We start from the raw sequence: 19,018 nt of genomic DNA on the forward strand, positions 1-19,018 counted from the left end.
AGCCTTTTTCCCCTCCCTTTTTCCCCGGCAATATGCCCAACAACCCGCGCCACCCCCCCCCCGAGGCCCCCACCCGGCGCATGGCTAAGGGACAATCCCCCCGCTCCCCACCGGGGCCTCTCGACTTCGCGGCGGTAACCCACTCCGACGAATTGTTCGCGCGTCGGGAAATGACGGTAGAGTGTCCCGATGCCACCCCCGGCGCGCGAACATCTCGTCGAAGTGGTTTACCGCCGCGAAGTCGAGAGTCTCTGTGCGGCAGCGGGTGAATTGTCCCTGAGCCATGCGCCGGATGTGGCTCTCGAGGAGTGGATGCAGCGGTTTGTCGGCTATATCGCCGCGAAAAGAGGCATGGCAAACAGCCTGCGCATGCTGGTCAACACAAACTCCGAACTTTTTGCCGAGAGTTCAGGCATGGTCTCCGTCGCCCTGCGCAATCTCGTGGAAGCGGCCGCACATCAGAATCTCATCAGGCGGGACATCGACAGCACCGACCTGCTGCATGCCCTCTTCACCATCTATTCCATTCCAGACGCTCCCGACTGGCATGAGCGTTCCCGCCGTTTGGTGAAACTGCTGATGGATGGTCTGCGGTGGGGTGCCGGGGCGAAACACGCCCCCTGAAACGGCGGTTTTTCAAGCCTAAATCCGCGTCTGAGCAGCCGCTCCATCATGTTCCCGCAATCCTCGCATGCAACGATGCGCGGACAATTGGATGTGAGAAGCAATGCCTGCAGATACAACACCGAGCGCGATTGGGAAAAACGTTCGTTCCCGCGGCTTCCACGACCATGGCTGTGCCCGAAATACCGGGTGCCCGGTCCAAGGTCGCGTGCGTGAGATTTGACATTGCCCCTTGCCCCATTGCTCTGTCGCCATGCGTGCGTGAAGACCATCTGCGTCCTTGCCGGTGCGGCGATGCTGACCGCTTGCCAGAATGATGCATCAGGCCTGGCTCTTTCGGCGCCAAGCCTGCCGGCGCGCTATGCGACTGCCGCGAAGATGCCTGCTGGCCGACAGCGGGACCTGCGCGACTGGTGGCAGACGTTCAGCGACCCGGTCCTGAGCGGGCTCGTCGTGCGTTCACTTGGACAGAACCTCACCATCGTCCAGGCGAAACAGCAGCTTGTCGCCGCACGAACGATGGCGCGGACATCAAGAACGCTTTTCATGCCCACCGCCGATGTATCGGGCACAGCCAATGCCGGAACGGGTTCGACCAAATCGCAGGAACTGCTGCGCCGTCCGGTTCAGCTCAACCTTGAAGTGGGCTGGGAGCTTGGCCTGTTTGGCTTGAGCGAGAACACACAGCGGGCAGCCAAGGCATCCGCCGACATGGTCGCCGAGGACGTCGAAGCGGCACGCATCGCTGTTGCCGCCGAAATTGCCAGCGCTTACGTGCGCCTGCGCGCGCTGCAGGAGCGCGAGGCGATCGCCCGTGCCTCCCTTGCCCTGATCGAGCGCGATGGCAAGCTTGCCGCGGTCAAATACCGTTCCGGCCTCGCCGCCGCATCGGACGCGGAGGAATCCCGGATAAGCCTTGGCGATGCGAAGGCGGAGCAGGCCCGGTTCCAGATGCAGATCGACATCACCCTGCAGCAGATTGCCACCCTTCTCGGGACCACGCAGATCGATGCCTCCCTGCAGCACACAAAACCTCAACCCGTCGCCCGGCTCGACCCCGTCACCGGCCGTCCGGCGGACCTCCTGCGGGCCCGTCCGGATGTCCGGCGGGCAGAGCTTGCAACCGTGCGCGCTGCCGCCGATATTGGAATTGCCCAGGCCGACCTCTACCCAAAACTCCGCCTGAGCGGCATTGTCGGTGTTGGCGGTCCGTCCAACGGTTCGCCGTTCGGCATATTGGGCGGGCCGTCGGTTCAAATTCCGGTTTTCGATCAGGGACGGCGGCGCGACGTCGTTGCGGCGCGGCAGGCTCAGTTCGACGAAGCTGTTGCGGCCTACCGGCAAACTGTTCTCGTTGCCTATGAGGAAGCATCATCCGCGCTGCGGGCGTGGTCGGCCGTTCATGCCACCACCCGGCAACTGAACGCGAATCTGGCATCCGCGCAAAAAATGCGGTCTGCAACCACGGTCCTCGAACGCGAAGGCCTGAGCGACGGATCCAAGTCGATTGGCTCGGCGATGCGCGTCCTGGCGCAGCGCAAGCAACTGGCCGATGCGCAGGAAGCCGAAGCGCTTGCCCTGATCACATTCTACAAGGCCATCGGCGGCGCCTCGCCCCTGACGACCAGCACGCAAGACGCCGCCCCCACCCGTCAACGGAAGGGGTAACCGGATGTCCGTTTCGATTGCACGCAAAACATTGGTCCATGAATGGCGGCGGTTTCTTCCGGCGATTGTGGCGGTGGGTTTTTCCGGCGTTCTCATGATCGTCCAGGGCGCCCTGCTTCTCGGCATCATCGGGTCCAATGCGCTTTACGTTACACAGTCCAGCGCGCAGTACTGGGTGGGTTTTCCCGGCACGCAAAGCGTGGATCTCGGGCGGCCGATCAGCGCCAGCATCGCAACCAGCCTCTATATGGAACCGAACATTTCCCATGTTGAACGCTTCCTGCTCGGCTCCGGCGACTGGCGCGGCGCGCGCGGCGGCGGCACCAGCATCAATATTGTCGGCATTGACGCGCGCCCTCGCAGCATCGGCCTCTCCACGGTTGTTCCCCCGGCGATGCGCAACCTGCTGCAGCAACCCGGAACAGCGCTGGTGGATGCCACCGACAGGCACAAGCTGGCCGTCGATGTCGGCGATACCGCCGAGGTCAATGGCCGCCGCATTCACATTGTCGGTTTGATCGAGGGCCTGCGAGGACTAGGCGGCGTCAACGTCGTCACGTCGATAGAAACCGCCCGGACTCTGGACAATGCGCTTGGGGCAACGGACGACGTGACCTATTTCCTTTACACCGTGACGAAGTTCGGACCGGCGGAAGCCATTCGCGAGCGTTTGAACAATCCAGCGGGAATCCCGCGCTTTCACGTGTGGTCCGCCCCGGAACTGGCGGGAATGTCGATACGGTACTGGCTTCTCGAATCCGGTGCCGGTATCGCCTTCATCTTCGCGACCATCATTGCCATGCTCGTCGGCGCCCTTGTCACCAGCCAGACACTGATGGCCGCCGTGGCCGGATCCATTCCGCAATATGCAACGTTGCGGGCCCTTGGCGTATCATTCAAGGGACTGCGGGCCATCGTCATCGAACAGGCCGCCTGGGTCGGGGTTCTCGGCTTGGTTGTCGGCGCCGTCTTCAGCACCGCCGCCGCTCTCATAGCCCGCATCTACAGCGTGCCCTTTGAACTGCGGACCAGCATCGTTCTGGCAGCATCCACTGTTGTACTCACCGTGGCGTTCGCTGCCGGCCTTTTCGCCCTGCGGCGTCTGCAGCACGCCGATCCAGCAACATTGCTCCGGTGACCGCCATGCAGCCAACGATTTCCGCGACCGGCATCAGCAAGGCATTTGTCGTCAAGCAAATCCGCACGATTGCATTGCAGGACGTATCCATCGATATCTTCCAGGGCGAACTGACCCTGATCATCGGGCCGTCCGGATGCGGCAAGAGCACGTTGCTGGCGACGTTGAGCGGCCTGACCATTCCCGATTCAGGCGCGATCAGAACGCTTGGAACCGATCTTGTGGCGGCAAGCGATGCCGAGCGCGATTCCTTTCGGCTGCATCATTGCGGTTTCGTCTTCCAGGGCTTCAACCTGTTCCCGGCCCTGACCGCCGTCGAACAGGTCCAGGTGCCGTTGGATTATCTCGGCGTTGCCGCTGAAGAGACGGCGGAGCGGGCGGAACGGGCGCTGGAACAGGTTGGTCTCGCCGCCCGGCGCCACCTGCACCCCGCCGAACTGTCCGGCGGCGAAAAGCAGCGGGTGGCCATCGCCCGCGCCATTGTGAAGAAGCCGGCCATTCTGTTTGCCGATGAGCCGACCAGCGCGCTCGACAGCGTCAACGGCCAGATCGTCATCGAGATTCTTCACACGATTGCAAGACGAACCCGGGCCACGGTTCTGTGCGTGTCGCATGACCCGCGTCTTATTGCCCATGCGGACCGTGTCCTGCAAATGGAAGATGGCCGCATTCTTCGTGACTGGCGTCCCGCCGCCGGTGCAAAAGCGTCAGGAAATACCAGTCATGACTATGTTTAGCCGCACCTCTCTGCAGTATGCGATCGTTCTGGCAGCGCTGGGTGGTGCCGGTCTGGCGCTCTGGGCCATGTCGAGCGCGACGGAGGCCAATCAGGCGGAAATTGCCCAGGCCAGACCAGGCATTATTGCGGCGGCGCGCGGTGTCGTGGATGTCGAGGGCGGCCTGCTGCGGCTCTCCACCCAGCGCGACGGGGTGATTCAGGATGTGCCGGTGAAGGAAGGACAGCGGGTCAAAGCCGGCGATATCCTCGCCGCGCTCGACAATCGCCGCGAACTGATCGCTGTTCGCACCGCCGAAGCCGAAGCGCGCCAGACCAAGGGCCAGCTGGACGCATTGCAGACAAAGCTGGGTGCCCAGACCCGTCAGGCGGCACGGCTGCGCCGGGCAGCGGCAGGAAACGCCGTTTCGGCCCAGGCGCTTGACGAAGCCGAGGCGCAATTGTCGGCAACCAAAGCCGAAGTGGTCATCGCCGAAGCCGCCCTGGCGGCAGCGGAAAGCCGCGCGGACAACAGCCGTCTCGAAGTCGAGATGCGGCTTGTCCGCGCCCCCATCGCGGCACGCATCATCCGCCAGTCCGCCCGTGTGGGCGAGGTCGTATCGACGCAAGCCGTTACCCAACTTTTCACGCTTCTGCCGGAGGCACCGCGTATCGTCCGTGCCGAAATTCAGGAGCAGTTCGTCAAACTGGTCAAACCGGGCATGGATGTCGACATCATCGCGGAAAACGACGACACCGTGTCCATCCAGGGACGCGTCATCAGCATCCAGCATGTGCTCGAACAGCCCAAATCGCGGGATGCGCCCGGTGATCGCGTCGACATCCGCACGGCTGAATGCATCATCAGCATTCAGCCCAAGTCACCGTTCCTTATCGGGCAGCGCGTGATTGTCCGTTTCAAAACCTGACCGGATGATCGCAGTAGGAGGCAGCTTCGGCTCACCGCCCGTCTGCCCCATCAGCTGTCACCCGATCCCGATGCGCGTGTTGAAAGACTGGCATACATGCCCGTGGTGCGGAATTCCGTCGGACTGGCGCCGTAGATGCGGCGGAACACTTTTGAAAAGTAATTGGCATCGTCGAAACCGGTCATGATCGCCACTTCCTTGACCGGAAGGAATGCGGCGTTGGTCAGAAGCTTCGTCGCCCGCTGCATCCGCTTCTGCAGCACGAACTCCGCCGGGGGCAGCCCCTCGCACTCGGCAAAGACCCGGGAGAAATGCGCCCGGCTCAACCCGGATACCCGTGCCAACTCGTCAACGGGAAGCGGTTTGTCCAGATTGGCGCTGATGTGATCGATGACGGGCTGCATGACGGTCTTCTCGTGCTGATCAACGGGGTGCGAGCCGAACACGCCGTCATAGAGTGCCATGGCGGCCTCGTAGGCGATGGCCGAGGCACGGCCGGCGGTCTCCGCGTCCGCGATCAGGCGCAGGCTGCAATCGGCCAGATGCTCTATCGTCTCGCCCGGCAAGCGCAAAACCGGCCCCTGTGCGGCGAGCACCGAGCGGTGAATGCGCAGCGCTTCCTCGCCATTCATGGAAATCCAGAAATACTCCCAGTGATCGCCTTTCTCGAGCCAGTAGCGATGGTTATGCGGCACGAGGACCAGCAGAGTTTCACCCTCGCGCACCTTGTAGTTGCGGTTCTCATAGCGGAGCATGCCCGTTCCGCTGATCGTGTGCTGCAGGACGGTGAAGGGGGTCTGCCCGCGTTTTCGGCCGTCCCAATCATAGATTTCATCGCGCCGCACCTCATAACCGGTGCTGGTCGGCATGGTGTGCAGCGTATGGCGGCCCCGCGGCAGGGAAACCGTCTTCATGGTGTGCCCGGTATCGATCAGTTTCTGCAGCACAAAATTACCCTCAAAAGCATAATCCCTCTCTATTCGCTCCCACGAATATACGCATAATGCCAATCAAGAACAGCGGATGAACTGCGGGTAAGGAATAGAACAAGGGGAAAGACAGGAAAATCCTGGTCTTTGCAAAGCCCGGTGTTTTTCCACCGGAGCTACCCTGCCCTGTTGCTTTCACCCGCATTGACGATGGGCAAGGTGAGGTCAGCATGAGCAGTTTCAAAATTGCCATTATCGGCGCGGGCAGCGTGGGTTTCACAAAGAAGCTGTTTACGGACATTCTGTGCGTGCCGGAATTCAGGGACATCGAATTTGCACTGACCGACATCAGCGAACACAACCTTGGAATGATCAAGTCCATTCTCGACCGCATTGTCGAGGCCAACCATCTGCCAACCCGGGTAACCGCCACAACCGACCGGCGCAAGGCCATCGAGGGTGCCCGCTACATCATCAGCTGCGTGCGGGTCGGCGGGCTCGAAGCCTATGCCGATGACATCCGCATTCCCCTGAAATATGGCATCGATCAATGCGTCGGCGATACGATCTGCGCCGGCGGCATCCTCTACGGACAGCGCAACATCCCCGTCATTCTCGACTTCTGCAAGGACATCCGCGAGGTTGCGGAACCCGGCGCAAAATTCCTCAACTACGCCAACCCGATGGCGATGAACACATGGGCGGCCATTGAATATGGCAAGGTCGACACGGTCGGCCTGTGTCACGGGGTTCAGCATGGGGCGGAGCAGATCGCGGAAGTTCTGGGTGCCCGGTCCAAGGACGAGCTCGACTATATCTGCTCGGGCATCAATCATCAGACCTGGTTTGTCGATATCCGCCTGCGCGGACGCAGGATCGGCAAGGAGGAACTCATTGCCGCATTCGAGGCGCATCCCGTCTTTTCCCGGCAGGAAAAGCTGCGCATCGATGTGCTGAAGCGCTTCGGCGTCTATTCCACCGAAAGCAACGGCCATCTCTCGGAATATCTGCCGTGGTACCGCAAGCGTCCGGATGAAATCGCCAGATGGATCGACATGTCCAACTGGATCCATGGCGAGACCGGCGGCTACCTCCGGCATTCGACCGAAACCAGAAACTGGTTCGAGACCGAATTTCCGCAATTTCTCGAAGCGGCCGCCAAGCCGATCGATCCGGCGCGCCGCTCCAACGAACATGCGAGCCATATTCTGGAAGCGCTGGAAACCGGACGGGTCTACCGCGGCCATTTCAACACCCGCAACACCGGGATCATCACCAACCTTCCCGCCGATGCAATCATTGAATCGCCCGGCTTCGTCGACCGGTTCGGCATCAACATGGTCTCCGGCATCACATTGCCGGAAGCCTGTGCCGCAACCTGCATGGCATCGATCAATGTGCAGCGCATGGCCGTCCACGCCGCCATCAGCGGCGACATCGATCTTCTGAAGCTTGCCGTCCTGCATGATCCGCTGGTCGGCGCCGTGTGCACGCCGGAAGAAGTCTGGCAGATGGTCGATGAGATGATCGTCGCGCAAGCACCCTGGCTGCCGCAATATGCCCATGCGATTGATGCGGCAAAGGAACGCCTGCGCCACAAGACCGTGGCAACGCGTGAATGGAAAGGTTCTGCCAGCCGTTCCGTGCGCTCGATCGAAGAATTGCGGGCAGAGAAAGCATTGATGACGCAGGCCGTGAATTAGCTTTCCAGCGGCTTTTCCCGGCTTGGAGGAGACGGGAATGGCCATACCGGCTGGATCACAATCGAGAGGGAGAGACGATGAGCCATCTGCGCTATTGGAGTACACTCGCCTTGGGTGTTTCGATGCTGGCCGTTCCGGCAGCGGCATCGGAGCCGACAGTTCCGCCTGAACCGCCATCCTTCAAAGCGCAAGCCAAAATCACCTATGTCCCGCGCGATGCGATCCTCGAATTCAAGACCCTGCCCGCCTATCATGAACCGGATTGGATGACCGAGAAATTCGTCAAGACCGGCAAGCTTCCGCCGGTCCAGGACCGGCTGCCCAAGCAGCCGCTTGTCTACAGGACGGCCAACATGCCCGATGGCATCGGTGTCTACGGCGATACTTTGCGGCACGTCATCGGCGGCCGGCCGGAGGGCTGGAACTACAGCGGCGGCCAATCGCAGGGTTATGGAGGCATCGACATCGGCCTGTCCGAATGCCTGACACGAACGGCACCGCTGTTCCAGGTCGAAGCGAGCGACGTCGAACCGCTGCCCAACCTCGCCAAGGGGTGGGACTGGTCGCCGGATGGCCACACGCTGACCATGCATCTGATCGAAGGCGCAAAATGGTCCGATGGTGCGCCATTCGATGCCGATGACGTCATGTACTATTGGGAAGACAATGTCCTCGATCCCAATGTTTCACCGCTGAATGGCGCAACACAGGAAACCTTCGGCGTTGGCACAACGCTGAAGAAAGTCGATGCCTATACGGTCCAGTGGACTTTCAAGGATGCGTTCCCGCGCCAGTATCTCTATGCCATGGCCTATGGCACATTCTGCCCTGGCCCGGCGCATATCCTGAAGACGAAACATCCCAAATATGCCGGGACAACCTACGATCAGTACAAGAACGCTTTCCCGCCGGAATATATGAACATGCCGGTCATGGGTGCCTGGGTACCGGTCGAATACCGCCCCGACGACATCATCGTGATGCGCCGCAACCCCTACTACTGGAAAGTCGACGAAGCCGGCAACCAGCTGCCCTATGTCAACGAGATGCACTACAAGCTTTCCACATGGGCCGACCGCGATGTCCAGACCGTTGCAGGGGCCGCCGATTTCTCCAATCTCGAACAGCCGGAAAACTTCGTGGAGTCGCTGAAACGCGCCGCGCAGGACAATGCGCCCGCCCGGCTTGCCTTCGGGCCCCGCCTGATCGGCTATAATCTCGACATGAACTTTTCCGCCAATGGCTGGGGTGCACCCGATGCACGCGGTCAGGCCGTGCGCGAACTCAATCGCAACGAGCATTTCCGCAAGGCCGTGACCATGGCCATCGACCGCAAGAAACTCGGCGAAGCCCTTGTCAAAGGACCGTTCACGGCGATCTATCCCGGCGGGCTGTCATCGGCAACGAGCTTCTACGACCGGCAGTCCACCGTCTATTACCCCTTCGATCTGGAGGGGGCGAAGGCTGAACTTGCCAAGGCCGGGCTGAAGGACACCGACGGCAATGGCATCGTCAATTTCCCGCCGGACAAGGCTGGCGGGAAGGACGTCGAGATCACCCTTCTCGTGAACAATGCCTACAGCACCGACAAGAACCTTGCCGAGGGTGTCATCGCGCAGCTGGAAAAACTCGGACTGCGTGTCATCCTCAATGCCCTCGACGGCAACCAGCGGGATGCTGCCAATTACGGCGGCCGCTTTGACTGGATGATCCTGCGCAACAGGTCGGAACTCGCGTCCGTCGTGCAGAACACGGAACAGTTGGCGCCTGTCGGGCCACGCACAAGCTGGAACCACCGTGCCCCGGAAAACGGCGCGGTCGACCTGATGCCCTACGAGGAAGAGCTGGTGAAAATCGTCAACGCATTCATCGCGAGCCAGGACAATGCCGAACGGGCAGAACTGATGAAACGCTATCAGAAGGTTTATACGGCCAACGTCAACACGGTCGGGCTGACTGAATTTGCCGGTGCACTGGTCATCAACAAGCGCTTCTCCAACATCCCGTCCGGGGCGCCGATTTTCATGTTCAACTGGGCTGAAGACGCCGTCATCCGTGAACGCATCTTCGTCAAGGCGGACAAGCAGGGCGACTATGAACTGTTCCCGCAGCAATTGCCGGGCAAGCCTGGCGGACCCGGACCGATGAACTGAGCCTCCCAAGGCCTCTGATCCGGCCGGTCGCACCTCGTTGCGACCGGCCGGATTGACTAAAAAACCCAACGGCATGAATGTGTTCACGCCAGTTTTGAAACCAACACAAGAAAAGCGAACCGGCCCATGCTACGATTCCTGCTTGTGCGTATCGCATCCGCCATTCCGGTGCTGTTTGTGCTGAGCGTGGTGACCTTTGCCATCATTCAGGCACCGCCCGGCGATTACTCCGACTATATCCGCTCACAGCTGATGAACCAGGGCGGCGCATCATTCGAGGCAGCCGATGCACAGGCACAGGCGTACCGGGTTGCCAATGGCCTCGACAAGCCGCTGCCCGTGCAATACGTCAACTGGATCGTCGGCATGGTGACCCGCGGGGATTTCGGCCACAGCATGTTCTACAACAAGCCGGTTGCCGATGTCGTTGGCGAGCGGTTGCCGCGCACGCTTCTCCTCGCCCTCACCTGCCATATCCTCGCGTCGATCATCGGGATCAGCTTCGGGATACTGGCCGCCACGCGGCAATATTCCTGGGTGGACAGCCTGCTCTCCGGCATTTCGTTTCTGGGCATGACCGTGCCGCGCTTCCTGATGGCTTTGATCATTGTCTACATCATGGTGTTTCACTTCAACGTCTCGGAGATCGGCAGCTTTTATTCCCCGCGCTATGGCGGCGCGCCGTGGTCGTGGGGCAAGTTCGTCGATCTGGTCCAGCACGTGTGGCCGGTCGTTGCCATCGCCACCTTTGGCGGGCTCGCCTACAATATGCGGGTGATGCGCGGCAATCTGCTCGACACGCTCAATGCCCAATATGTCGAGACGGCACGGGCCAAGGGTTTGAGCGAGGGCGCTGTTATCATGCGCCATGCGGTGCCGAATGCGCTGCATCCCCTCATCATGTATCAGGGCGTCGTCCTGCCATACATGCTGACCGGCGAGATCGAAACCGCCATCATCTTCGCACTGCCGACGGTCGGACCCGCCATCGTCGGGTCCATGTGGATAGGAGACGTCTATGTCACGGCGACCTTCATGCTGGTGCTGTCGGCAACATTGATTGTCGGCAACATCATTGCAGACGTTCTGCTGGCGCTGATGGACCCGCGCGTTCGCCAGTATGGGGAGGCGCGGTGATGCAAATCCAGATAAGACCGCCCGTCGCCGCCGTGGAAATCCGCAACGCCAACCGCGGCAATGAAAGCTATTCGGCTCTCGTGTGGCGGCGCCTCAAACGCTCCTGGACCGGCATGATCGGGCTTGTCCTCGTCTGCCTGCTGCTTGTTATGGCCGTCTTCGCCGGTTTCTTTGCCCCTGTCGATCCCTCCCAGACGGAGATCGGCTTCGCACCGCCGGAAGCCGTGCGCTTCTTCGACAAGGACGGGCATTTCAATCTGCGCCCGCGCACCTATCCGGTCGCCGAGACCGAGGAACTCGATCCGGTGACATTCCAGCCGGTGGTCGGGCTGGACTATGGCAATCCCCGCCTGCTGGGGTTCTTCGTCAAGGGCTTTGAATACAAGCTGCTTGGCATCATTCCGGCGGACCGGCATTTCTTCGGCACCCTCGACGGCAAGCCCGTGCATTTCCTTGGAACCGACAAGTTCGGCCGTGACGTTCTCTCCAGAGCCATTTACGGCTCCCGCGTCTCGCTGATGATTGCGTTGATTGTCGTCTCCATCGTGACGGTTGTCGGCACGACCGTCGGACTGGTCTCCGGCTATTTCGGCGGACGGTTCGATGCCTGGACACAGCGTTTCGTTGAACTGGTCCTGGCATTTCCCCAGCTTCCGCTGTATCTCGCCCTCAGCTCGCTCATACCCGTCACGGCTCCGACGAGCATTTTCCTCGGTTTCGTCATCATCATCATGTCGGCGCTTGGCTGGGCGCAGATGTCGCGTGAAGTGCGCGGCAAGACACTGGCACTTGCGCGCATCGAATATGTGCGTGCGGCCCTGGCGGTGGGCGCTTCGGACCGGCGCATCATTTTCCAGCACATCTTTCCCAATGTCATGAGCCACGTGATCGTTGCCGTCACCATCGCAATCCCGCACATTGTCCTTCTGGAATCCTTTCTGGGCTTCCTGGGGTTTGCGGTGAAGCCTCCCCTGATTTCCTGGGGGCTGATGCTGCAGGACACCGCCACCTATTCCGTCATCGGGTCCTACCCGTGGATTCTCACCCCCGTCGCCTTCGTGCTTGTCACCGTCTTTGCCTTCAATGCCCTGGGCGACGGTTTGCGCGATGCTGTCGATCCCTATTGAGGCCGGAAACCATGCACACGCAGGAACCAAGCACCATGGCACCCGAACAGCGGCTGGACAGTTCAGCCCATCGGGACAATCCGATCATCGATGCCCGCAATGTCGCCGTCCGCTTCACGGTCGAAGAGGGGGTCGTGGAGGCCGTCAAGGACATCTCCTTCCAACTCTATCGCGGCGAGACGATTGCCATTGTCGGCGAATCCGGGTCGGGGAAATCGGTGACCGCCCGCACCATCATGGGACTCCTGACGAAGCGTGCCGTGGTGTCCCGGGAATCGAAAATTGCCTATGACGGCAAGGATATCCTCAAGTTCTCGAGCCGGGCGCGGCGCGCGCTGCGCGGCAATCGCATGTCCATGATCTTTCAGGAGCCCATGAGCTCGCTCAACCCGATCTATACGATCGGCAGCCAGATCGTCGAAGCCATCCGCGTGCACCAGCGCATCAGCCGGCGCGACGCCCGGCAACGCGCGCTGGACCTGTTGATACAGGTGCAAATTCCCGATCCGGAATCCCGGCTCAACCAATATCCGCACCAGCTCTCCGGCGGTCAGCGCCAGCGCGTGATGATTGCCATGGCGCTCGCCAACAATCCCGACGTATTGATCGCCGACGAGCCGACCACCGCACTCGACGTGACGGTGCAGGCCCAGATCCTCAACCTCATCCGCGATCTGCAGAAGCGGCTCGGAATGGCCGTCATTCTCATCACCCATGACCTTACCGTCGTCCGGCAGTTTTCCGATTATGTCTATGTCATGCAGCATGGCGAGGTGAAGGAGCACAACACCACCGCAGCGCTCTTTGCCGCCCCCCGCCACCCCTATACGTGCCATCTCCTCGGGTCCGAACCCAGAGGACAGGCCAATCCGATGCCGGCGGACTGCGAAGCCATTCTGGAGGGCAAGTCGGTGCGGGTGACCTACATGCTGAAACGCGGCGGCTTCTTCAAGCCGCAATTGCACGAGCTTGTGGCTGTCGACAGTCTCAGCCTGAAACTCCACAGACACGAGACGCTCGGTATCGTCGGTGAATCCGGCTCCGGCAAGACCACCTTCGGGCAAGCGCTCGTCAGGCTCGTGCATACGGACAGCGGCGAGATTTACTTCGACCGGCAGCCGATCCACGACAAGTCGCGGGCCGAAATGCGGCCGCTGCGCTCGCGCATGCAGATCGTGTTCCAGGACCCGTTTTCCTCGCTCAACCCGCGCATGTCGATCGGGCAGATCATCGAGGAAGGACTGATTATCAACGGGATCGGCGTCAACCGGGCCGACCGTCTCGACCGTGTCCAGAAAGCCCTGGCAAGTGCCGGGATGCCGCACAATATCCTGTCCCGCTTCCCGCACGAATTCTCCGGCGGCCAGCGCCAGCGCATTGCCATTGCACGTGCCATCGCGCTCGAACCGGAATTCATCCTTCTCGACGAACCGACCTCGGCACTCGACCTGTCGGTCCAGGCGCAGATCATCGACCTCCTGCGCAAGCTGCAGGATGAGCGCGGCCTCAGTTACCTCTTCATTTCCCACGACCTGAAAGTCGTTCGTGCTCTTTGCCATCGTGTCATGGTCATGCAGCACGGCAAGGTCGTCGAGGAAGGTCCCGTCAACGACGTTCTCTTTCATCCCAAGACCGCCTACACTGAACGGCTTGTCAAAGCCGCCTTCGAGGTAGCCGCATAATCCTCCCGGAGATTGCCATGTCAAAACAGCCCAAAGTCACCTTTATCGGAGCCGGATCGACCGTCTTCATGAAAAACATCATCGGCGATATTCTGCAGCGCCCGGCCCTGTCGGGCGCAAAAATCGCGCTGATGGACATCAATCCGCAGCGCCTCGCCGAGAGCGCCATCGTCGCCGGCAAGCTGGCAAAAACACTCGATGCCAAGGCGGTCATCGAAACGCATGTGGACCGCCGGCGTGCACTCGAGAAGGCGGACTTCGTCGTGGTTGCGTTCCAGATCGGTGGATACGAGCCCTGCACCGTCACGGATTTCGAGGTTCCGAAGAAATACGGCCTGCGCCAGACCATTGCCGACACCCTTGGCGTTGGCGGCATCATGCGCGGCCTGCGGACCGTACCGCACCTCTGGGCAATCTGCGAGGACATGCTGGCGGTCTGCCCGCAGGCCATCCTGCTGCAGTACGTGAATCCCATGGCCATCAACACCTGGGCAATCGCTGAAAAATACCCGACGATCCGTCAGGTGGGTCTCTGCCATTCCGTGCAGGGAACGGCGGGCGAACTGGCGCGCGACCTCGACATTCCAATCGGAGAAATCCGCTATCGCGCCGCAGGCATCAACCATATGGCCTTCTACCTGCAGTTCGAACACCAGCAGCCCGATGGCAGTTACCGCGACCTCTATCCGGATCTTGTCCGGGGCTATCGCGAGGGGCGGTTGCCCAAGCCCAGCCACTGGAATCCGCGCTGCCCGAACAAGGTCCGCTACGAGATGCTGACGCGGCTCGGCTATTTCGTCACTGAAAGCTCCGAGCACTTTGCCGAGTACACGCCCTATTTCATCAAGGAAGGCCGCGACGATCTGATCGAAAAGTTCGGCATTCCGCTGGACGAATACCCCAAGCGTTGCATCGAGCAGATCGAACGCTGGAAGGGACAGGCGGAAACCTATGCCAAGGCCGATAGGATCGAAGTGAGCGAAAGCCGCGAATATGCCTCGTCCATCATGAATTCCGTATGGACCGGCGAACCATCGGTCATCTACGGCAATGTGCGCAACAATGGCTGCATCACGTCCCTGCCCGCCAATTGTGCGGCAGAGGTGCCATGCCTTGTCGATGCGTCCGGCATTCAGCCAACCCATGTCGGCGCGCTGCCGCCGCAACTCACCGCCCTCATCCGCACCAACATCAATGTACAGGAACTGACCGTGCAGGCGCTGATGACCGAAAACCGGGATCACATCTATCATGCAGCGATGATGGACCCGCATACCGCCGCTGAGCTGGATCTCGATCAGATATGGTCGCTCGTCGATGATCTTCTTGCCGCGCATGGCGATTGGCTTCCAGCCTGGGCCCGTGGTTCCCGGAAAGTGCAGGCCGCTTAGACAGAGCGATGTATCGTATCAATTGCAGGGCGGTTACCCTGCAATTGAACACCGGCGGCATGCTTGCGACGGAGGCGAATGGGAAAAAGCGGGGAGCAAGGCAAAAATCTGTTCACGATGCCGGCGGCAGAGGCTACAGCAGTGCATCACTGGCATGCAAAGATTGGAGCTGAGCCCATGACCGATACCGTTACCGATCGTTTTCTTCGCTACGTCGTCATCGACACCCAATCGGATCCCAAATCGTCCGCACAACCGTCCACCGAGAAGCAGAAGAATCTGGGCCATGTGCTGGTTGGGGAATTGCTCGCCATCGGCCTGTCCGATGCGCATATGGACGAGCACGGCTATGTCCACGCAACCATCCCGTCCAATGTCGACAAGCCGGTGCCGGTCATCTGTTTCTGCTCGCACATGGACACGGCCCCCGATTTTACCGGCACAAACGTCAAGCCGCGCATCCTGCATAACTATGGCGGCGGCGACATACAACTTCCAGGCGATCCGCAGCAGGTCATCCGGGTCAGTGACCATCCCGTCCTGCTTGACCAGATCGGCAATGACATCATCACGACAGACGGAACCACCCTTCTCGGTGCCGATGACAAGGCCGGGCTGGCGGAAATCATTACCGCTGCACAGTTCCTCGTCGACAACCCGGATATCCGCCACGGCACGATCAAACTGCTGCTCACCGTGGACGAGGAAATCGGGCGCGGCGTCGACAAGGTGGACGTGGCCAAGCTCGGCGCACAGTTCGCCTATACCGTCGACGGCGAAACCGCAGGCCATATCGAGGACGAGAGTTTCTCGGCCGACGGGGTCGACATCACCATTTCGGGCGTCGCAATTCATCCGGGCTTCGCCAAGGACAAGATGGAAAACGCCATCAAGATCGCCGGCGCCATCATCGACCGGCTGCCGCGGGACATCGCGCCCGAGACAACGGAAGGCAAAGAGGGTTTCATCCATCCGACAGGTGTCACCGGTTCGATGGAAAAGGCGGCGCTCAGCTTCATCATCCGCGATTTTACCGATGACGGTCTTGCCGCCAAGGAAACTATGCTCGAAGCGCTGGTGAAGGAAGTCATGGCCGGTTATCCCGGTTCGTCCTACACGTTCACCGTCAGGCAGCAATACCGCAACATGAAGTCCGTCCTCGACCGCCACCCGGAGATCGTCGACAACGCGGTTGAAGCGGTCCGCCGGGCCGGCATGGTGCCGGTGCGCGGCAGCATCCGTGGCGGCACCGACGGTTCGCGGCTGTCCTTCATGGGCTTGCCCTGCGCCAATATTTTTGCCGGCGGCCACGCCTTCCACTCACCGCTCGAATGGGTCAGCCGCCAGGACATGGAAAGAGCCGTCAAGACGCTGGTCGAGCTTGCAAAAATCTGGGAAGAACGGGCCTAGCGCCAAATTTGCTCTAGAGTGCCCGGGCGTTGCGGGCACCATATCTGCAGGCCAGGCGATCGATAGTGATGACCAGTGTTCCCAGCCCCAGAAAACCAGCAGTCATCCAGGCCATGTTCACCGCCGTTTCATCGAGACCGATCTCCGGGACATCGATAAACGGATAGGGATAGAACCCGGAGACATAGCCGTGGATCAGGGTGTAAACCGCATAAGCCGCCGGGAAAGATAGCCACCACAAGGCATGGCGCCACAAGAGCGCGCCACGCCTGACCCAGAACAGCCAGTCAATGAAGTAAAGCACCGGCACGGCGTAATGGAGAATCTGGTCACCGCGCGCCTGCCATCCCGTTGGCCGCCACGCGGTCTGCAGGACAAGGGCATAAATGACGCTGGTCATGACCACGTATGACAACAGCGCCGACCTGACTGGAGGACATTGCGCCCATTGCCCCGGCCGGGACCGTGGTACCGCCAGGGAAAACACCAGGCCGAGAAAAACAAGCGCATTGGTCTGGATGGTGAAATAACTGAAAAAGTTGGCCGTCAACCGGAGCCGGCTGACATGGGCGGCGGGTATGATGGCAAAATACGCGATGCCAATACCCGCCAGCACGACCATTGCGAGCATGGAGCGGTAGATTCGAACGGCCGTGATATTCGATGTTTGAATGATTTGTGGTGATTTCACCGCCCCAGTTTCCTCCTATGGCCGGAGAATGCTCTAGCCATATCCGTCCGGAAACTGAAGCGGTTTTTGCCTAAATCGTCACTGCGCCGATCCTTTCAGCTATTCCGCCAGATCGACACCGTCGAAGCGATGCGAGCCCAGCGGATCCAGCACATATCCGGACACTTTTTTCGACATCGGCATGACGACGGTCGAATGATCAAGGGCCGCGATTGGAGCCTCTTTCTTGATGATGAGCTGCGCTTCCTCATAAAGCTTGGTGCGCTCGGCCTGATCGGAAACCTGGCGCGCCTTTTGCAGAAGCGTATCGAGCGGCTGGAAACACCAGTTGGAGTAATTGCTGGCACCGACGCTTGTACAGCTGAAGAAGAAACTCAAGAGGTTATCCGGATCGCCATTGTCGCTGGTACCGCCGAGGATGACGGCTCCGTCCCGGTTCTTGTCGCGCGCCTTCTTGAGATATTCGCCCCATTCATAGGAAACGATCTCGACCGAGACGCCAACCTTGGCGAAATCGGCCTGGATCAATTCGGCGGCCCGGCGGGCATTGGGCATGTAGGGACGGCTGACCGGCATTGCCCAGATCTTCATCGCCAGATTGCTGACGCCCGCAGCCTGAAGCATTGATTTCGCCTTTTCCGGATCGTAGGGATCGTCCTTGACGGCATCGTTGTAGCCCCAGACTGCCGGCGGCAACGGGTTCTTCGCGACCTGCCCCATACCCTGAAACACGGCTTCCACGATGGCCTGTTTGTTGATCGCCATGTTCAACGCCTTGCGCACCTCCGGCTTGTCGAAGGGCGGAACAAGCGTGTTGTAGGCGAGATAGGCGACATTCAGGCCGGGTTGTTCCAGCACCTTCAATTCGCTGTCGGCTTTCAGCACGGCGACATCGGCGGGCGACGGATAGGAGGCAACCTGGCACTCCCCTGCCCGCAGCTTCTGCATCCGCGTCGTCTGGTCGAGGGTAATGGAGAAAATCAGGTCATCGATCTTCTGCTTGCCGCCCCAGTAATCCGGATTGGCGGTGAAACGGACCACGGAATCCTGCTGGTAATTGACGAACTGATACGGTCCGGTCCCCACCGGCAGTTCGTTGAGCTGCGTCATCTTTCCATCCGCCTGCAGATGATCAGCATATTCCTTGGAAAGGATCGATGCGAAGTCCATAGCAAGGTTGGCAAGCACCGAAGCGCTCGGGGCCGCCAGAACGATCTTGACCGTCTTGTCGTCCACCTTGCTGATTTCCTTGACAAGGTCGGGAAGGCCCATCGCCGTTGTCATTTCCCAGGTAACGCCCGTGATATAGCTGTGCCAGGGACTGGTCTTGTCGAGCTGGCGCTGCAGCGAGAAAATAACATCGTCAGCGTTGAGATCGCGGCTGGGCGTAAAATACTCGGTGGTGTGGAATTTTACGTTGTTTCGAAGCTTGAACGTATAGGTGAGCTTGTCATCGGAAATCGTCCAGCTCTCGGCGAGACCGGGAATGACCGTCGTTGTTCCGTTCTGAAACTCCACAAGACGATTGTACACCGGCTTCGAGGAAGCATCCCATGTGCTGTTGGCGGAATAAAGCGCCGGGTCAAACCCTTCGGGCGAAGCCTCTGAACAGTAAACCAGTGTCTTGGCGCTGGCCGGTGATGCCAGGACCGGGAAAAGCGCGAGGGATAAAGCGGTGCAGGCAAGAGCTGCGGATTGCCGGGCAATACCGAAATTCATCA

14 protein-coding genes and 1 pseudogene are annotated in these 19,018 nt (G+C 60.3%); 12 read left to right on the forward strand and 3 right to left on the reverse strand.

Annotation, left to right across the window (positions count from 1 at the left end):
• Positions 1-198: 198 nt before the first annotated feature.
• The 5 genes and pseudogenes from RDL77_RS19410 to RDL77_RS19430 all read left to right on the forward strand — a co-directional run.
• Positions 199-624, forward strand: a pseudogene (locus tag RDL77_RS19410) (TetR family transcriptional regulator); the annotation flags it as partial.
• Between the two features lie 261 nt (positions 625-885).
• On the forward strand, positions 886-2,292 hold the full coding sequence (locus RDL77_RS19415; protein ID WP_288194352.1) for an efflux transporter outer membrane subunit: 1,407 nt from the start codon (positions 886-888) through the stop codon (positions 2,290-2,292).
• Between the two features lie 4 nt (positions 2,293-2,296).
• On the forward strand, positions 2,297-3,430 hold the full coding sequence (locus RDL77_RS19420) for an ABC transporter permease (protein WP_223615821.1): 1,134 nt from the start codon (positions 2,297-2,299) through the stop codon (positions 3,428-3,430).
• Positions 3,431-3,435: 5 nt separating this feature from the next.
• Positions 3,436-4,167, forward strand: a complete 732-nt coding sequence (locus tag RDL77_RS19425; RefSeq protein ID WP_223615822.1) for an ABC transporter ATP-binding protein — start codon at positions 3,436-3,438, stop codon at positions 4,165-4,167.
• Positions 4,154-5,074: an HlyD family secretion protein gene (locus tag RDL77_RS19430; protein ID WP_288194353.1), complete on the forward strand. Its 921-nt coding sequence runs from the start codon at positions 4,154-4,156 to the stop codon at positions 5,072-5,074. Before RDL77_RS19425 ends, RDL77_RS19430 begins: the two co-directional genes overlap by 14 nt.
• A 50-nt stretch (positions 5,075-5,124) precedes the next feature.
• Here RDL77_RS19430 and RDL77_RS19435 read toward each other — a convergent pair whose 3' ends face one another.
• A complete protein-coding gene (locus RDL77_RS19435) occupies positions 5,125-5,988 on the reverse strand; it encodes an AraC family transcriptional regulator (protein WP_223615871.1) in 864 nt (287 codons plus the stop codon).
• Between the two features lie 245 nt (positions 5,989-6,233).
• Between RDL77_RS19435 and RDL77_RS19440 the strand changes: the two genes are divergently transcribed.
• The 7 genes from RDL77_RS19440 to pepT all read left to right on the forward strand — a co-directional run bounded on the left by RDL77_RS19440 (position 6,234) and on the right by pepT (position 16,606).
• Complete coding sequence (locus tag RDL77_RS19440; RefSeq protein ID WP_288194354.1) at positions 6,234-7,706, forward strand: alpha-glucosidase/alpha-galactosidase; 1,473 nt, start codon at positions 6,234-6,236, stop codon at positions 7,704-7,706.
• 77 nt (positions 7,707-7,783) lie between these two features.
• Positions 7,784-9,859, forward strand: coding sequence for an ABC transporter substrate-binding protein (locus tag RDL77_RS19445; RefSeq protein WP_288194355.1), 2,076 nt, complete (start codon positions 7,784-7,786; stop codon positions 9,857-9,859).
• Positions 9,860-9,985: 126 nt separating this feature from the next.
• Entirely contained in the window at positions 9,986-10,996 is a 1,011-nt protein-coding gene (locus RDL77_RS19450; protein ID WP_223615826.1) for an ABC transporter permease, read from the forward strand.
• Entirely contained in the window at positions 10,996-12,123 is a 1,128-nt protein-coding gene (locus RDL77_RS19455) for an ABC transporter permease (RefSeq protein WP_223615827.1), read from the forward strand. Before RDL77_RS19450 ends, RDL77_RS19455 begins: the two co-directional genes overlap by 1 nt.
• Positions 12,124-12,158: 35 nt before the next feature.
• Positions 12,159-13,805 carry an ABC transporter ATP-binding protein gene (locus RDL77_RS19460; protein WP_288194357.1) on the forward strand — a complete coding sequence of 549 codons (1,647 nt, stop codon included), beginning with the start codon at positions 12,159-12,161 and terminating at the stop codon, positions 13,803-13,805.
• A 17-nt stretch (positions 13,806-13,822) separates the two neighbouring features.
• A complete protein-coding gene (locus RDL77_RS19465) occupies positions 13,823-15,196 on the forward strand; it encodes an alpha-glucosidase/alpha-galactosidase (protein WP_288194358.1) in 1,374 nt (457 codons plus the stop codon).
• 177 nt (positions 15,197-15,373) lie between these two features.
• The gene (pepT, locus tag RDL77_RS19470) at positions 15,374-16,606 is read left to right on the forward strand and encodes a peptidase T (RefSeq protein WP_288194359.1); all 1,233 of its coding nucleotides are present in this window, start codon (positions 15,374-15,376) and stop codon (positions 16,604-16,606) included.
• 13 nt (positions 16,607-16,619) lie between these two features.
• Here pepT and RDL77_RS19475 read toward each other — a convergent pair whose 3' ends face one another.
• Positions 16,620-17,297 carry a Pr6Pr family membrane protein gene (locus tag RDL77_RS19475; protein ID WP_288194361.1) on the reverse strand — a complete coding sequence of 226 codons (678 nt, stop codon included), beginning with the start codon at positions 17,295-17,297 and terminating at the stop codon, positions 16,620-16,622.
• Between the two features lie 99 nt (positions 17,298-17,396).
• Positions 17,397-19,016, reverse strand: a complete 1,620-nt coding sequence (locus tag RDL77_RS19480; RefSeq protein WP_288194363.1) for an ABC transporter substrate-binding protein — start codon at positions 19,014-19,016, stop codon at positions 17,397-17,399.
• Between the last annotated feature and the right edge of the window lie 2 nt (positions 19,017-19,018).

The sequence above is a fragment of the uncultured Phyllobacterium sp. genome (assembly GCF_902479695.1).
GTDB classification, from domain to species: Bacteria; Pseudomonadota; Alphaproteobacteria; order Rhizobiales; family Rhizobiaceae; genus Phyllobacterium; species Phyllobacterium calauticae.

Bases quoted from the DNA above. Each gene is read 5' to 3' on its own strand.
- RDL77_RS19420 (WP_223615821.1), top strand. From the start codon at position 2,297: ATGTCCGTTTCGATTGCACGCAAAACATTGGTCCATGAATGGCGGCGG.
- RDL77_RS19425 (WP_223615822.1), top strand. From the start codon at position 3,436: ATGCAGCCAACGATTTCCGCGACCGGCATCAGCAAGGCATTTGTCGTC.
- RDL77_RS19430 (WP_288194353.1), top strand. From the start codon at position 4,154: ATGACTATGTTTAGCCGCACCTCTCTGCAGTATGCGATCGTTCTGGCA.
- RDL77_RS19435 (WP_223615871.1), bottom strand. From the start codon at position 5,988: ATGAAGACGGTTTCCCTGCCGCGGGGCCGCCATACGCTGCACACCATG.
- RDL77_RS19440 (WP_288194354.1), top strand. From the start codon at position 6,234: ATGAGCAGTTTCAAAATTGCCATTATCGGCGCGGGCAGCGTGGGTTTC.
- RDL77_RS19445 (WP_288194355.1), top strand. From the start codon at position 7,784: ATGAGCCATCTGCGCTATTGGAGTACACTCGCCTTGGGTGTTTCGATG.
- RDL77_RS19450 (WP_223615826.1), top strand. From the start codon at position 9,986: ATGCTACGATTCCTGCTTGTGCGTATCGCATCCGCCATTCCGGTGCTG.
- RDL77_RS19455 (WP_223615827.1), top strand. From the start codon at position 10,996: ATGCAAATCCAGATAAGACCGCCCGTCGCCGCCGTGGAAATCCGCAAC.
- RDL77_RS19460 (WP_288194357.1), top strand. From the start codon at position 12,159: ATGGCACCCGAACAGCGGCTGGACAGTTCAGCCCATCGGGACAATCCG.
- RDL77_RS19465 (WP_288194358.1), top strand. From the start codon at position 13,823: ATGTCAAAACAGCCCAAAGTCACCTTTATCGGAGCCGGATCGACCGTC.
- pepT (WP_288194359.1), top strand. From the start codon at position 15,374: ATGACCGATACCGTTACCGATCGTTTTCTTCGCTACGTCGTCATCGAC.
- RDL77_RS19480 (WP_288194363.1), bottom strand. From the start codon at position 19,016: ATGAATTTCGGTATTGCCCGGCAATCCGCAGCTCTTGCCTGCACCGCT.